At 66.7% G+C, this 15554-nt stretch carries 6 protein-coding genes; 3 read left to right on the top strand and 3 right to left on the bottom strand.

All coding sequences use genetic code 11. The annotated features are described in order from the left end of the window. Positions 1-8 precede the first annotated feature (8 nt). The 3 genes from pglX to OG392_RS27660 all read right to left on the bottom strand — a co-directional run bounded on the left by pglX (position 9) and on the right by OG392_RS27660 (position 10108). Positions 9-3734 (bottom strand): BREX-2 system adenine-specific DNA-methyltransferase PglX, encoded by a 3726-nt coding sequence (gene pglX, locus OG392_RS27670; protein ID WP_329283860.1) that lies wholly within the window; start codon positions 3732-3734, stop codon positions 9-11. A 63-nt stretch (positions 3735-3797) separates the two neighbouring features. Next, positions 3798-8465 carry a BREX system serine/threonine kinase PglW gene (gene pglW, locus OG392_RS27665; RefSeq protein WP_329283859.1) on the bottom strand — a complete coding sequence of 1556 codons (4668 nt, stop codon included), beginning with the start codon at positions 8463-8465 and terminating at the stop codon, positions 3798-3800. 764 nt (positions 8466-9229) lie between these two features. Continuing rightward, positions 9230-10108 carry a DUF5655 domain-containing protein gene (locus OG392_RS27660; protein WP_329283858.1) on the bottom strand — a complete coding sequence of 293 codons (879 nt, stop codon included), beginning with the start codon at positions 10106-10108 and terminating at the stop codon, positions 9230-9232. Between the two features lie 777 nt (positions 10109-10885). Here OG392_RS27660 and OG392_RS27655 point away from each other — a divergent pair. The 3 genes from OG392_RS27655 (at position 10886) to OG392_RS27645 (ending at position 15322) form a co-directional block, all read left to right on the top strand. Then, positions 10886-11269: an ATP-binding protein gene (locus tag OG392_RS27655; RefSeq protein ID WP_443055104.1), complete on the top strand. Its 384-nt coding sequence runs from the start codon at positions 10886-10888 to the stop codon at positions 11267-11269. Positions 11270-11522: 253 nt separating this feature from the next. After that, complete coding sequence (locus OG392_RS27650; protein WP_329283857.1) at positions 11523-13565, top strand: ATP-binding protein; 2043 nt, start codon at positions 11523-11525, stop codon at positions 13563-13565. 674 nt (positions 13566-14239) lie between these two features. Beyond that, positions 14240-15322 carry a hypothetical protein gene (locus tag OG392_RS27645; RefSeq protein ID WP_329283856.1) on the top strand — a complete coding sequence of 361 codons (1083 nt, stop codon included), beginning with the start codon at positions 14240-14242 and terminating at the stop codon, positions 15320-15322. Positions 15323-15554: the final 232 nt, after the last annotated feature.

The following is a 15554-nucleotide window of genomic DNA, read 5'->3' as shown; positions in this document are numbered from 1 at the left end:
CGCCCTGATCAGTCGGACTCTGCGCCGGCGACGGCATCGGTGACGTTGTCCGTGACGGACATCTGCACGGCGGCCCTCGTGCTCGTTCGCCTCTTGGGCGCGGCTGCCTTCTTCGCGCCACCGCGGGTGGCCGCAACCGGGCGCCAGGCCCGTAGCGCGTCGTCAGTCAGCCCGAGCTCGCCCTGCTTCTGCTGCCGGAAGGCCAAAATCTCGGCGGCCGGCGACGCCCCGAACTCCGGGTCGTACTCGCCATGCCACTGCTCCAGCCACGGCTGCAGCTCAAGCAGCCCGGCCAGGTACGGCACGAGGTCGTCCTCGCCGAGCCCGGCCTGCTGGATGTGGGAGGCGAGCGCGAGGGCCTGCTCCAAGTGGTCCCAGCCGGCCCACCCGTACAGCTCTGGCGACTGTGCGTTGGCCGTGCCGTACGAGACGAACTGCTCCTTGGGTACATCGAGCTTGCCACGCGCACGCCAGTAACTCGGCTTCAGGAAGTCTGCCGCGGTGTACTTCGGCGGCACGGGCGTCCGCTCACGGACCTTCCGCTTGGCGAGCTCGTCCGGCGCGGCGTCCTCCTCGCGCTGGAGGTCCCACACGTGCTCCCAGTCCGCCCGCTTCTTCAGCGCGACGGGCTTGTAGCGGAGCGCGGCAACGAACGGCACATGCTCCTCTGACAGCAGCTCACGGACCGTCTTGGCGAGATCCTGCTGGGGGGCGTAGAGATCGGCAACAGACGTAAAGTCCTCGTCCGCGGAGAGCGCTTCAGCGAGGCGGCCGAGAGTGATGACGGTCGGGTTGCCGTTGGCGTCAAACCAATACGCACGATCCTCCATCCGGTCGAGCAGCCAGGTCCTCAACGCCTTCTGCCGCATTGCGGCCCAACCCTCGGTCGCCCAACGCCTCTTGTACTCGGGGCGCTCTACCATGCCGATGGCTCGGTTGGACTCGATGGCGTCGATGCGCTTCTGGACGAGGGCGCGATAGTCGGCGGGCCAGTGGTCGGGGATCTCTCGGATCTGCTCCGATCCGTGCCGGTTGAACCACTCCTCGCTGGCCTCGCCGGTTTCGACACGGCGCGCGAGCACGATCTCGAAGGCGCGCTCACCGAGGGCAAGGTCGGGCACCGCATCGGGGTCAGAGAGACGTAGGTCTTCGGAGTGCAGGTTGTAGAGGGAGTAGACCTGCCAGTCCAGCTCCTCCTGGAGGGCGATCATGCGGGCGCGGAGGGAGGCGTGACGACTTTCGGCTTCGCGGAGGGCGGAGGCAGTGGGGGTTGTCTTGGCTGCGAGGGCGGCAGGGGTGACGCCGGAGAGCTGCTGGGCGAGGGTGTCGAGGGCGGTGGCGAGTGCGGCGGGGTACTCGGCGGGAAGAGGAAATTCCTGGAGCTTGGTGCCGGTGAACTCGTAAAAGCGCTCCCAGACCTGCGACTTGTAGCCCTCGTTTACGCCCTGGCTACCCTTGTCGTGACTAACCATTTTGAGCCAGAAACCAGCCGTGGAGCTATTGAGCAACCCGAGCAGCCGCACATACTCCTCCTCACTCGCCCCCTTGTTGAGCGCGACGACGGGAGCGGTGCGGATGAATACGCGCCGCGCACGGTTCAGCGCAAAGTGATTGTGCGTAGCAACGAAGGGGAAAGCGATCGTGAACTTCGGCCTATACCTGTTCTTGAAGAACATGGAGTACTCAAACCAGGCAAGCCCACGCTCCAGTTGCGACTTGCCGAAGGCGACGCGGTCGATGAGGTAGCGACGGGACGGCCACAGGAAGCGTCTCAATTCCGGCGATGCCGTCGCCTTGAGAGTCTTCTCGTCATATGGCCACGCTGAGGTCGTCGCTCCGCTGATGGTGAAATCGCGGACGGAGCCACCGTCCACAAGCTGGCGCGCTTCGTCGTCCGTGACGCCTGAACGGCGCAAGGCTCCAGCACCCACCATGAATGCGTCGTCCTCACGCGTTACTGCACCAGCGCCAATTTCCTGAGCAACTGATCGGAGCTGGGCACGCGATCCAGAATTCAGCGTCTCAACCATCTCAAGTCCGCCATCAGCCAGGATCCACGGCTGCTTGCCGAAATACCGACCCCGCTCCAGATCGTCCACTGAAACCCACTGTCCCGCACTCCCCGGTCGGTCGATCAGCTCGACGATCGCCCGCCACACCAGCCCCTCCGCTTCCTTCCCCTCCTCCGGCGCCGACGGCTCCCCCTGCACGCTCCGCACCGTGCGGATCGTCGCCTGCCGCTTTACTCCCTCCCTAGGTCGCCCGATGAGAATCACTGTCGGCGTCCCGTGCCCCGGGATGACCGCCCCTGAGGTGTCGATGACCTCCGTCAACTCGACCTTGTGCGCGAAGTACTCCTCGATGAGCTTGGTGCCGAATTCACGCTTCATGAAGGAGTTCGCTGTGATCTGACCGACCGTGCCGTAGCCGTGCCCGTCCGCCCCACCCTGCTTGGCTAGTTCGAAGAACCGCTGGGCGAAGGGAACGGACAGTGCGTACGTCCCCGCGCACGCGCTGTATAGCTCTCGGTACAGCTGGTTGAGCTGCTTGTCCTTGACCGTGATGTACGGAGGGTTACCCACTACTACGTGGTAGCGCCCCTGGTCCAGGATCCCGGGGTACTCGTCCACGTCCTCCGTGGCGTATGAGAACTGAGCGAGCGGGTCACCGGCCGCGCCGCCCTCGTCCGCAAAGCCAAGCCCCAGTTGAAGCTCCAGCTGGCGATCCTTGATGAGGGAGTCGCCCACAGCAAGCTGGATCGGCCACTCGTAGTGCTGGGCCTCCTCGAAAGTCCGCATTCCGCTTGCGGCCACCGCCGCAACCAGGAGCCGGAAGCGGGCGATCGCGATCGCGAAAGGGTTGAGGTCCACTCCGTGCACCGAGTCGAGGGCGGCTCGCACCCGCTCGTACGAGCCCACCTCTGGACGCTGCTCCGCCCACATCCGTACCAGCCGTCGGAACGCTTCGAGCACGAAGTGACCGGACCCGCAGGTCGGGTCGATCATCTTCAGTTCCTCGAACCCGAACTCCCGTACCGCCGGGGTCATCGTCCGGTCGAGAATGAACTCCTCCACGAATTCCGGCGTCTGCAGCAGCGCGTACGTCTTACGGGCCGCCTCGCTAAGGTCCTGGTACAGATCGCCTAGGAACCGGGTGCTCCAGCCCTCAGTGCCGGCCTCTCTCAGCGGGTCGCTGAAGTCATGGACAAGTACCGGGCCGTCGGCTTCATTCTCACTGGCGCGCTGCTCCCGCCAGAACGCGAGGAGCGCGCCGGCCCCGTCGTGCGAAAGGGGGATCTGGTAGAGCGGGTTGTGGTCGCTGTCGAAGAGCAGTCGGCCGGCCTGCCCGGCGCCCAGCTCTGCGAACGCCGTCTCCAGCCAGCCTCGGTACGTCGGGTCGGCGTCCTTCTCCAGGAACTCCTCGTACCGCGCCTGCGCGGTCTCACGCCCAGCCACATCCGGCGCGGTGATATACGGCTCAGCGATCAGCCGGTTGTCCTCGCTGAAGCGGACGAAGACGGTGCCGAGCACCCAGGCCACCGCGACCTGGGTGATCCGCTCCCCGACCCAGGCGTTCCACGTCGCCGCCGTACGGCCCAGCTTCCGGGCCTGCTCATACTCACCGCGCAGCCGCGTCCCTACCTCGGGGACAGCTTTGACCTGCTGTTCAAGGTCGGTCTCGGCCGCCTTGACCTGCTTCTGCAGGTCGGCGAGGAGGCTCTTGCGGTCGATCACGGAACGGCTCCTGTAGAGAAAACGGAGTGGGCGGAAGAAGGCCGGTTCAGGAGTGGAAGAGGGTCAGGCGTCCGGTGCGAGGTGTTTGCGCGCGACCCAGGCATCGGGCACGACGATCCACTCGTCGAACCCTGCCTGGTACGGCACGCTCTGCCCGGCCAGCCGTGGTGCTTTCGCTGGGTCGGACTGGGCGACGAGCAGCCACAGCGGGCTGCCACCTTGCCGCGCTTCCTCCGCGAGTCTTACGAGCAGGTCCAGCGCGTCGTACCGGGCGAGCACCGCAGTGTCGGTAAGGAGCAGCGGTCCCTGCGCCTGCCGCAGTCGCTCTCGCAGCTGCGGCTCGATGCGCCCCCAAGCCTTGTCTGTGCGGATGCGCAGCTGCTGGTGAGCCCGGCTTCCGGGTTCGGCGGCGTCCGCCTTGAGGACGGTCTCCCAGGTCGGTCTGGCCGCCTCGCCGATCACACCGCGCAGTTCCTTCACGAAGAGCCCGGTCAATGACACCGACCGCACACCGTACGGCTCGTCCGCCAGGTGCCCCACCGCGTCCTCAGCACCCCGGTGGGGCACCGTCAGGACCCGGAAGCCGTCCTGTCGCGCCGAGTGGCTGAGCCGCTGTTCGGCCTTGACTGCGGCGGCGACGGCCGCGTCCGCGTCGTACTGGGTGGGGGCGGATCGACGGGCCGCCGAGGCTCCCCAGCTCGCCGAGGTCAGGCCGGCGGTGGCGTCCCCGGCCGGCCGGTCCGGGATGAGGCGGAGCACCTTGTCGTAACGCGTGGCCAGCTTCAGCTCGAAGCCGGCCTGCTTCAGGTAACGGACCAGTGCGCTGCCGGTGGGCAATTCGCGTGGCACCAGCGGGTCTGTGCCCAGGTCGGGGAAGCGGGTCGTAACTCGCTTGTGCAGGGCGTCAACCGTGAGACCCGGCAGTCGCTCCTCCTCGACGCCCGGCTGGACGGCCACCACACCGGCCTGGGTGATCCTCAGCGCGCGAACCAGGTCCAGGTCGCGCGGGTAGATCTCCAGTCGGGGGGTGAGAGCGGCTCGGTTGGAAGCTGCCGCCGCGATCTCGGCGGTGCGCCGCTCGTCCCAGCCCAGGTTTCCCGGCGGCCGTCGCACTGCGTCCAGCTCGGTAAGGACGGTGCCGGCAGTCGGCAGGGATTCCAGGTCCGCGAGTCGGTCGGCTCGCGCGCCCAGGTTGAGCGCGTATTCCTGCAGAGCGGGCAGCGTCGGGGTATCCGGGCCGTCCACGCCCTCCCGGACATCGATGGCGAGCAGGCCGAGCACCGGATCGGCGCCCTTGGGCATCCGGGCATGGAAGTAGCGGAAGAGCGGAGGGGACTCGTTGTTGTAGCTCTCTCGCTCGACCACCGCGCGGAGGAGCGACAGTGCGAGCGCGCGCCGGTCGCGACGCTCCACGTGCTGGGTGCCGCGCCGGGCGATCAGCGCGTCGGCGAGCTCGATCACCGGGGCCACCCGTCCGCGCTCGGCAAGAAGCTCCACTACCTCCTCGCGCAGCAGTCCAAGGGCGGCGTCCTCGTACCATCGCTCGCGCGCCTTCTTCACGATCTGCGGGATACGGCCCGCGGTCAGGCCCACCGCGTCAGCGACGTCCCGCTGCCGAACCCATGCCAGGCCCTCGGGCAGCTTGCCGGTCTCGTTGGGCAGCCGCAGTAGCAGCCGGACCGCTTCGCGCTCCTTGGCGTTGGATCGGGCATTGCCGCTGGATGGCTTCGGGACCAGGCGAGCGGCCAGCGCGTCCAGGCTCAGTGCGCCCAGCAGCTGCGGGTCAGTGACATTCCCGCCGCCGGCAGCGACCGACTCGGCTACCGCCTGCTCCAGCTCCGTGATTTCCTGGCCGGCTGCCTTGCGGGCCTCCGCGCTGAGTGGTGCGGGGGCCGCTTTGCCGAGGCGGAGGTTCCACTCCTTCTGCCGGCGCTGGATCTCCTCCCGGGTGCGCGAGCCCATGCCCGGCGCAGTGAGGAACTTCCTCGCCGAGTAATCCAGTACGTCCCCAACGGAGTTCAGCCCCATGGCGAACAGCTGGGACTGCGCGGAAAGCGTCAGACCTGCCACAGACAGAGGCGTCGTACGGTCAGCCCTCGCCGCCTGCTGGTCACGAACCTGCTCGACGGAGGCATCGTCGTCCTCGCGGCCGATCTGGGGCCCGTCTTCCTGCTTGGTCCCTACGCTTTCCGCCGTACCGTGCCCGGAGCTCGGAGCAGTTGTCCGCTGCGCATCCAGGAAGAGTGCCTGCCAGGCACGCTCCATCGGCTTCAGGTCCGAGAATCGGTCCTTCACGTCCCGCGCCAAAGCCTTGCGGAAGAAGGCGACCAGGCCGTCGCGGACCGCCGGCTCGAAAGCGTCGGCGGCGAGCTGCGGGTACGGCCACTCCTTCGGATCGGTCTGCCGGGCTGTGACAGCACCGTCACCCCATCGGGGCAGCTCGTTCGACGCCATCTCGTGCAATGTCGCAGCGAGCGCGTACCGCTCGGCATGACCGTCGTACGAGCCGCGCGTGATGACTCCCACGAACGGGTCGAGATAGCCCTCGGTGCCCGCATCGATCTCCTTCGCCGGGTATCCGGCAAGCGAGAAGTCGATCAGCACCAACTGTCGGGTGCCGTTGGGACGGATCCGGATCGCGATGTTGTCCGGCTTCAGGTCCCGATGCCAGATTCCCTCCGCCTCCAAGTGCTCCACCGCGCCGAACAGGTACTTCCCGTACGCCTCCAGCTGATCCATGCCCAGGCGGCCGTTGTCCCGCAGCTGACGGGCGACGGTGTCCTCACGCCGCCTCGGGCCCTTCCCGTCACCACGGTCCTGCTCCTTCAGCTCTCGGCTGTCGCCGACGTATTCGAGAGCGAGCACCCGACGACCCGCGAGAGTCATCGGCTCCCGCTCATACAGCGCGATGATGCTGGAATCCCGGTGGATGCGGCCCAAAATCTGGGCCTCCCGGTCGAGGACCGCGTGCTTGGCCTCGCTCAGCGCGACCTTCAGCACAGCCACCGGCAGGGTGCCGCTACGCCGCGGCTCACCCGCGAGATCCCTCACCAGGAACGCCCGAGAGGTCGAGCCCGTGCCGAGCCGGCGAACAACCTCCCAGCGCCCGGCCAGTACATCCCCGGCCACGGCCTCCAGCGGGTCCTTCTCCGGCTCGCCCCGATCCTCGTCCGCTTCCGACCCCGACCCGCCGTCCCCGCCGGTGCCTGCGGCTGTGGCCGAGCCGACGGAATCCTTCTCGGTGAATGCCTGCTCGACGTACTCCAGCATCTCCAGGAAGTCGTCGACCGTGGACAGGCGCCGACCCGGTTCGTACGCGGTGGATGCCTCCACCAGGTCGTCGATGTCCGGGTTGAGCCCGTCGACCAAGGCACTCGGGCGCAGGCTCTCACCGGCTTCCAGGCGGGCCATGACCTCGCTCTGGCTTGCGCCTGGTGCCTGCCCGGTGACCAGCAGATACGTGAGGACACCGAGCCCGTACACATCGAGGCGCACCGGGTCGGCCTTCGGGATCCTCAGCTCCGGCGCCAGATACGGATCAGCCTGCTCCGAGACGTGGAACCCGGACACATTTGTAGGAGCCAGGGTCAGAGGTCGGCCACGGCTGGCGCTCTGGCCTGTAGCGATCTGCCAGTCCGCGATCTGCGGCCAAGGGCCCAGCCAGCGCTGCTCCTCGCTGAGCTCCCGCCCGCGCGGGCCGCGATCACGCGGAATGATGTGCACCGCGTGCGCCGACAGCGTGCGGTGATGGACACGGCGTGAGTGCGCGGAGCGCACCGTCTCCGCAAGTTGTCGTACGAGCGCGAGGCGGCCCCGCAGGTCCAGATGCTTCCCGTGCTGCACCAGAAAGTCGTCCAGGCGCAGAGTCTCCGGGTGGTAATCGAACAGGATCGTCGGGCCGGCCGGATGCCCCGACGGCAGATAACTCTTCAGCTGTACCGCACCTGGGTGCCGGAACCGGCTGAGCACGAGTGCCTCGCGACCAGCGGCCTGCTCTACGGAACGCCGCTCGGCGTCTGAAGCACCGCGCTCGCTGAGGAAGACCCGCACTCGTGCCAGATCGTGCAGCTGGGAGTGACGGCCCAGGTAGTCGGCCCAGGTAGGGCCGGAGTCGAACGCCTTCGCATCCAGGAGATAGGAGCCCACCTCATGCTGGCGGCGGATCGGTGCGATGCCGAGCTTCTTCAGGGCCACGTCGACGCGGCGAGACGTCTCGGCCGTTATCCGGCGCCGGGCGTCTGCCGGCGGCTCGGCCAACATGTCGACGAGCTGCTTGACCGTGAAAACGCCGTTCAGATCGGCGGCCGGAAGGTTCACCCGGAGCTTGTCATCGGTGAAGCAGACCGCCTCGCCCACCCAGATCTTCGGCCGGCCTCCGGGCTGGCCGGAGATGTCGTTGATCAGGCCGGACAGCTCCTTGGCCTTCCGGTTCGCCAGGTGCAGGGGGTTGCCGTGTCGCCGCTGGGTCCCGCCGGGCGTGGTCTGCACCCAGTCGTTACCGCCGCCCTGTACCGAGCCGTGCCAGTCCTTCAGCTCGAGGAGGAACACCCCGGCCGGTGAGGTCACCAGAAGATCGATCTCCCGGACATGGCCGCTGTTCGCGGTGAACGTGAAATTCGACCAGGCTCGCCACGGCTCTTCGTCCGGCAGACGCCTGCGGATCGCTTCCAGGCCGCGGCGCTCGTGCTCGTGCTCGGACTCGGTGACCGTCGTCCACCGACCTTCCAGCATGCGACTCCCCGCCTGTGTCCATTTGCGCGTACTTGCGCGTACCGCGATCCTGCCGCCGTTCGCAAGAACGTCGGGCTGCCCCCGCTGAATGAATCTTAGAGGGCAGGACTGACAGCAAGAGGCAAAGTGGGCGTCCTGGAGGTCTTTGCCCTTCTAGCGTGATCACCAGGTTTCTGCTGGTCAGGTGCAGATTCGGCCACACCATGGACGAGGTGGTCGCGCTGGCGGCCTCAGATGTCGCCTGTCGACCGACGGGGCGGCCTGGCCCCCACCCGGTTGCCCGCCGCTCTGCGAGCAGAGAGCAGCGTCCCTTCGGAGAGCTGGACCGGAAGGATGCCTACGACGTAGCGTCGTTTGCGAGGTCTCGCCGTATCCCCCGTCGGCGAGACCTCGCCTCATCCGCACAGGTACTGGCGGAGGCCGACACCTGCAGCCGACCAGGTGGTTGATCCTGCCCTCGATCGCACGCCCGTGCCCCACGCTTACTCCCGCTGAAGCCGGGTCGCAACCCGCAGCCCGCGGCCGGCCTCAGGACGGTGCCCCCGCGGAAAATGGCTGACCTGGATGTACGCGATGGACGGTGCCGGAGCGGCATGCGCGGCGAAATGTAGCCGAGATTCCCCGGTTAGCCTAACCGGGGAATCTCCGGAAGATGGATATCTCCACCGCCGCCATCTGCCCGCCCATCGAGAGGGACACTCACGACTACGCCCCCGAATGACGCCCTTACGACTGCAGATTCGCTCGCACGTGACCTTGAACTATCACGCCGCGGTGTAGCTGGAGCGAAAGAGGTCTTGAGCACGCTCAAGGTCCCTTTCTGTGCGCAGCCGTACCTCCAGATCGCCCGTGCCATGGTGCCCCAAGCCGGTCACGTTCCTAGTGAAGTCCGGGACAAGGTCGATATCGGCCGGGTCAAGCGACAGGTACACGTGGACCTTGGTCCGCTGGGGCGGGCAGATGCTCGCGAAATTCTGCAGCCGCCGGTAGGCGCTGTAGTGCTTGCGCTGCACCTTGGTGATGCCGTCGCCAAGGCCAAGGAGCACTTCATCCGCCGCTGCCGCCAGCTCCACAAGACGCTCCGGTCCCATGCCGGCCAGTCCCTTGTGCTGCACTCGCCTGCCTTGCGTCGGCCGTCCTGCGACCGTGGCCACGGTCTCAAGGCCAATAAGGTCCCTGCCGAAGAAGCGGTAGCGGACCAGATCGATGCTGCGTCGGTGCTCACGCACGGCGTGGAGGTCGTAGCGTGTGTAGTCGCCGGCCACACAGATCAATCGGGGTCCGCTCCAGAGCACCTGGGCCGCGGCGTTCGCCCCGAGCTTGTCACCGACCAGGTGCTCGAACTCGCTGCGGTGATCGACGAGCCAGCTCAGGTAGAAGAGCCCCTGGTTGATCACGCCCGGATCCGTGCCGCGCTTGTACTCGACCACGACGGGTGCCCCGTTCGCGTCGAGCCCCAGCGAATCGATTCGGCCGGCGTGAACAGGCCCCGTGCTGTATTCGGATGCCAGGAACCGGACGCCCAACAACGCCTCCATGCCTGTCTCGACAAGGCGCTGCACGTCCACTTCGGCAGCGGCGAGCCGGGGCGCGAGCTCGCTCACGCCCCTGTCCATGGTCTTGAACAACCGCAGTTCCCACACCTCCCCATTCCGTGGTCGGCTCCAACGCATAAGGCTGCAGGCATATTTCCAGGCCGACGTGCAGCTACGGAGCGTGTTCGACCGCCGATACAGGCAAGCGAGGCGAGAGCGATGGCGCCCTGGGGCGCGCACAACAGAAAGCCGCCCTTCCGACCGGGTTGTCACACCGGCCGGAAGGGCGGCTTTCTGTTGCTGACGGGTAGTCAGCGTATGAGCCGGGCGCGCGTCAGGCGTGCGTCAAACGTGCGTCACGTGCGTCGAATATGCGTCAAGATATCGCCCCTAACGCACGTAACGCATATAATGCACACTTGGCAAAGCCGCAGGTCAGCGGCCCTTTTCAGCAGGCTCAAGGATCGCGACGCACTCGACATGCTGGGTCATCGCGAAACATGTGGAGCGCAAAAGCGTTGGAGTAGCCGCAGGTCAGCACTCCGTGGCGGACATTCCAGGCAAAACGCTTGCGTGCGTTACGTGCGCTGTGTGCGTTACGTGCGGCTTCTTGACGCACGAGGCACCCAGCGTGCCATTCAAACATTGGGCCCCAGGCAGTCCCTCACGAAACCAGTCCGCCCATCGCACTCGAGCGGCCGTTAGGGTTCCAGTCGGCGGTAGCCGCTGCCCAGGGCGGCACGACTGCACAGATTAGGCCGCAGCCCTGGCCCCGCACCCGACGCCCGGGTCCTGCTCGATACCCACCCCATCCACGCGAGCGCCGTCGTCGCCACCGTCACCGACCAGATCGCCGCGTCGTCCCCCAGCTGACCGAACGGTACGATCAGCCTCCCGACCGCCCGCCGGCGCTCACCACGGACGCCACCAGACCCTCCTACGTGCACAGCGCAACCTCGTCGACAACGCCACGCGCCATGCCACAAGCTGCGTCCAGGTCACCGTCCGGAACCAGGACCAGCACGTCATCCTGTCCGTCCACGGTGCCGGGTCGGGCGTACCCGCCGAGAACGCCGAACGCGTTTCGAACTCTTCGTCCGGCTCGTCGACGCCCGCTCCCGCGACCGCGGGGGCACCGGCCTGGGCCTGCCCATCACACGCGAACTCGCCCACCGCCAAGGCATCCTTGTCTTCGTCCCCTCCGACACCGGCGCATGCTTCCAACTGCGTCTTCCCCACCCGCCTCCTCCGGCCAAGGCCGAGCGCTGAGCCGCAGGCGAGGGTGCGCTCCATCGCGGGAATAGCCTTCGGGGAGTTCCTGTCTCCCGCTCTGTCACCGAATCGGACAAGATCCCGAGCTGTGTTGGGGTCGGTCAGGCTCGCTCGGACTGCCGAGCCTGCAGATTGCCGATCCGAAAGCGGGCATCGCAGGAAGACCAATTCCTGGGAGTCTTGGTCGTCCAGCACGCTTTGGGCCATACCCGCGGATAGGGTGGGCGGCCCCGGAGCGAGGAGGAAGACCATGGCGCTGACCACGTCACTGGCCGGCAGAGTCCGGAACACGAGCCTGCCGAAAAGTCATGCCCTGCTGCCGCTCCTAGAGGCCGTCGTCAACGCGATCCAGGCAATCGACGCGCGGTTCGGTGACGATACCGAGTCCGGTCGTCTGAGGATCAGGATCCACCGCAGCCCACAGGAAGCACTCGACTTCAGCCACGTCGGCCCGGGGCGTACGGCCCTGAAACCCATCGTGGGCTTCACCGTCGAGGACAACGGGGTGGGCTTCACTCCAGAGAACATGACATCGTTCGAGACCTTGGACAGCGACCACAAGGCCGACATGGGCTGCCGCGGCGTGGGGCGCCTGCTCTGGCTGAAGGCATTCGACAGGGTCACGATTCGCAGCGCCTACGAGGACGAAGCCGGACGCATCGACGGGCGGCAGTTCCGCTTCTCCGTCCACGGAGAGGTCGAGCTGGACCCGGAGGCGGAACTGCCCGCCGAGGTCGGCGCGGCCGTGAGCCTCGATGGGTTCAAGAAGCCCTACCAACAGAGCGGGCTGAAGTCTGTAGAAGCCATCGCCCGTGAGGTATTCGAGCACTGCATCTGGTACTTCCTACGCCCCGGCGGCGCGCCCCACATCATGGTGTCCGACGACGACGGGGCGGTCTCGCTCAACAGCCTCATGAACGACTTCGTCTATTCCGACCTGCAAAGGACTTCGATAGACGTCAAGGGCGAGAGGTTCGACATGGTAAGCCTCCGCCTGAAGTCCTCGCCGCGGAATCACGCGCCACGGCTGTACTGGTGCGCTGCGAACCGTGTGGTGCTGGAGGAGAACCTCACCAGCAAGGTGCCCGGGCTCTATGGGAGGCTCAAGGACTCGGAGTCCTCCCCGTTCACGTACGTCTGCTATTTGTCCTCAGACTTCCTGGACAGCCACGTGCGCGCCGACCGTACGGCCTTCGACATCAGCGAACAAGCACCGGACACCCCTCTTATCGAGGACGTGTCGATGGACGACATCAGGGAGAGCGCGCTGAAGGAAGTCGAGCGGATCCTCGCCGGACCGCTCAGCGCAGCGCGCGAGGAGGGCAAGGCCCGGGTCCACGAGTTCGTCAGCAACCGTGCCCCGCGGTACCGGCCCGTACTTTCGCGGCTGGAGCCGCTCGGCCTAACCGTGGACCCGTCCATCAAGGACCAGGAACTGGAACTGCTGCTTCACAGCAACCTCCAGAAGCTCGAAGCGTCCGCACTCGCCGAGGGCCACGCGGTCCTGGGCCAAGCAAATTCCGCCCCACCGGAGGGGTACGACGACCGGTTGGCCCGGTACCTGAATACGGTGACCGACATCAACCAGTCCGACCTGGCCGCCTACGTCTCACGTCGACGGGCGATCCTCGACGTGCTCCAGCGGCTGGTCGAGGTGGACGACCAAGGCAGGTACAGCAGAGAGGATGCGATCCACTCGCTGCTCATGCCGATGCGGACCGACTCCAATGAGGTCGGCACCGACGCCTCGAACCTGTGGATCATCGACGAGCGGCTCGCGTTTCACGACTACCTCGCCTCGGACAAGACCCTCAAAAGCATGCCAATCACGGGTTCCGATTCTACGAGGGAGCCCGACCTCCTCGCGACCCGGCTCGTCGGCTCGCCGGTCCTGGCCTCGGAGGGGCAATCGCTGCCGCTGCCGTCCATCGTCGTGGTCGAAGTCAAGCGGCCGATGCGCAATGACGCCTCGGAGGACAAGGACCCCATCCAGCAGTGCCTGGACTACGTCAAGCGTGTGCGCGCCGGCGGAGTGAAGACTGCGCTCGGGCGGCCGATCCCCCCTACGCGTGAAGCACCTGCCTTCTGTTACGTCCTCGCCGATCTGACGAAGACGATGGTGGACAGATGCGAGTACGCGACTCTGCGGCCCACCCACGACGGCATGGGCTACTTCGGTTTCAACGAACCGCTCAAGGCATACATCGAAGTGGTGAGCTTCGACCGCCTCGTCAACGCCGCTACCGAACGCAACCGGGCGTTCTTCGACAAACTCGGGCTCCCCTCCAGTTGATCAGCCAACGGGGCACCCCGCTTGGGTGTCGGTTTCAGCCGGTGTTGTTGCTCTGGGCTGCGAAGGCAGCCTCGGCAGCCAGCTCATGCACGACGCCCCCTCGCCGAAGGTGACCATCCGCAGGATGGGCAGCAGAGCGAGGCAGCTCGATGCGCTGGAGCACCGGCAGTTGCGGGCCCGCCCAGATGCCGGGCCTCGGGGTGAACGAGCGACATGGCGCCGGTAGTGCTGACGCAGGCAGAACAAGGCGCCACATGCCCCTGCGGGCGCATCTGCCACAGGTACCAAACATTGGCTGTCAGATCTGAATTCTTCCGTCATACGTTTTCCTCGAGTCGCAGGTGGATCATTTGGAGCGACAGGTCAATGAGCAACAACTCTCAGTGCTGCAATGGGTGGGGGCCGGGTGCCCTGCTGGCGTCTGGGAGAGCAGCTCCTACAAGACCACGTCCCAGGCGCTGCAGAACCGAGGTCTGGTCACGGTCTCCCGGAAAGGCGGCCAGTGGAGCGTCGCCCTGACGACCGCTGGCCAGTACTACCTGACGCACGGCACTTACCCTCCCCGCGGGTCATGCCCGCCGAAGACCCAGGTCCCCACTCCGCAACCGCTGCCCAGCCGAGCCCGGGAAACTCCGGCCGCCGGGCGAAAGCCAAGCCCTCCCCCACAGCCTCGTGTGACGCTCACGGAGCAACTGCTGCAAGAGCTTGCGGAGGCGGGCGGCCGGATCGTGAAGACCGGCAGCGGTCCGGAGTTGGAGAAGTGGCCCTCGCGCGTTGCCGCAGCGCGCAGATCCGGAAGGATCCCGGAGACGAAGGAACTGTACGGGGGCTGGTGCCGCGGCGGGTACGAGATCAAGCTCGTCGACATCCCCGCCTGGCGCCTCGCGGCCCTTAACCCCGTCCCTGTCCCCTCGCGGCTCACGCGGCCACACAGCGTGGTACGGGCCATGCAGAACCAACCTCAGCCGCTGGGCCTGGCCAAGCCGGTCCAAGGACGTGCCCTCAGGCTTATCCAGGCGCTGATCACCGCCACCGAGAACGCAGGGCACTCCAGTGCGGCAGGGCAGACCGGCTCCGCGCCCCCGCCGCATCGGCGCCGCAGGGCGTCTCCCCACTTCACCATCACCGCGCAGGGCCAGACCGTGGAGTTCCTCGTCCTCCAGGAGCAGGACCGGACCGAGCACGTCGCCACCGAAAAGGAACTCGCCGAGGCCAAGAAGAACTCCTGGATCAGGATCCCCCGCTTCGACTACACCCCATCCGAACGCCTCCGCTTCGTCCTCAGCGGCGGCCAGCCACACCGGGCGAGCGAATGGGCCGACACCCCTGGCCGCTCACTCGAAGCCCAGCTAGCCGAGATCGCGCAGGAGATCACCCTCCGCGGCGAAGCCGCCGAACGCAAACGGCTCGACGAGATCGAAGCAGCCCGCCAGAAGCGCATCCGCTGGGAAGCCGCCATGGATGAAGCACGTGTCCAGTACGCCGAGGCGTATCGCGTCAGGCACTTCGAAGCACAGGAAACGGCATGGCGCCACGCCATCCGACTGACGGAGTACGTGAGCGCCGTACGCACCCGGGTCGAGACCATGCCCCCAGGTCAGGCCAGGAGAGAAGCCGAAACGTGGATCGACTGGGCGGCAGCACGCGTGGAGCGCCTCGACCCGCTGAACACACCGCCCCGGCTGCCCGACATCCCCGAACCGCGAGCCGACGATCTCAGGCCCTTTCTCGGGCACTGGAGCCCATACGGCCCCTGACTCAGCATGGCCCTGACCCCCACCTAGCCTCACGGAGCGTCACTACCGAGAAGCGGATGGGGCAGGGGCCGCCAACAGCTCAGCAACCCGAGCCCCAACCACCTCAAGGTGTCTAACACCAGACAGCTGAGGGCTCCACTCGGTGGTCGCCAAGGCTGCATGACGACCCATCAGAATCCGTGCCGTTCGTGCGTCAAACGTGCGTCACGTGCGTCGAATATGCGTCAAGATA

The organism is Streptomyces sp. NBC_00691 (assembly GCF_036226665.1).
Lineage (GTDB): Bacteria > Actinomycetota > Actinomycetes > Streptomycetales > Streptomycetaceae > Streptomyces.
The sequence above is the reverse complement of the archived record's forward strand: the minus strand, read 5'-3'. Positions and strand labels throughout refer to the sequence as shown.

Bases quoted from the DNA above. Each gene is read 5' to 3' on its own strand.
- pglW (WP_329283859.1), bottom strand. From the start codon at position 8,465: ATGCTGGAAGGTCGGTGGACGACGGTCACCGAGTCCGAGCACGAGCAC.
- OG392_RS27650 (WP_329283857.1), top strand. From the start codon at position 11,523: ATGGCGCTGACCACGTCACTGGCCGGCAGAGTCCGGAACACGAGCCTG.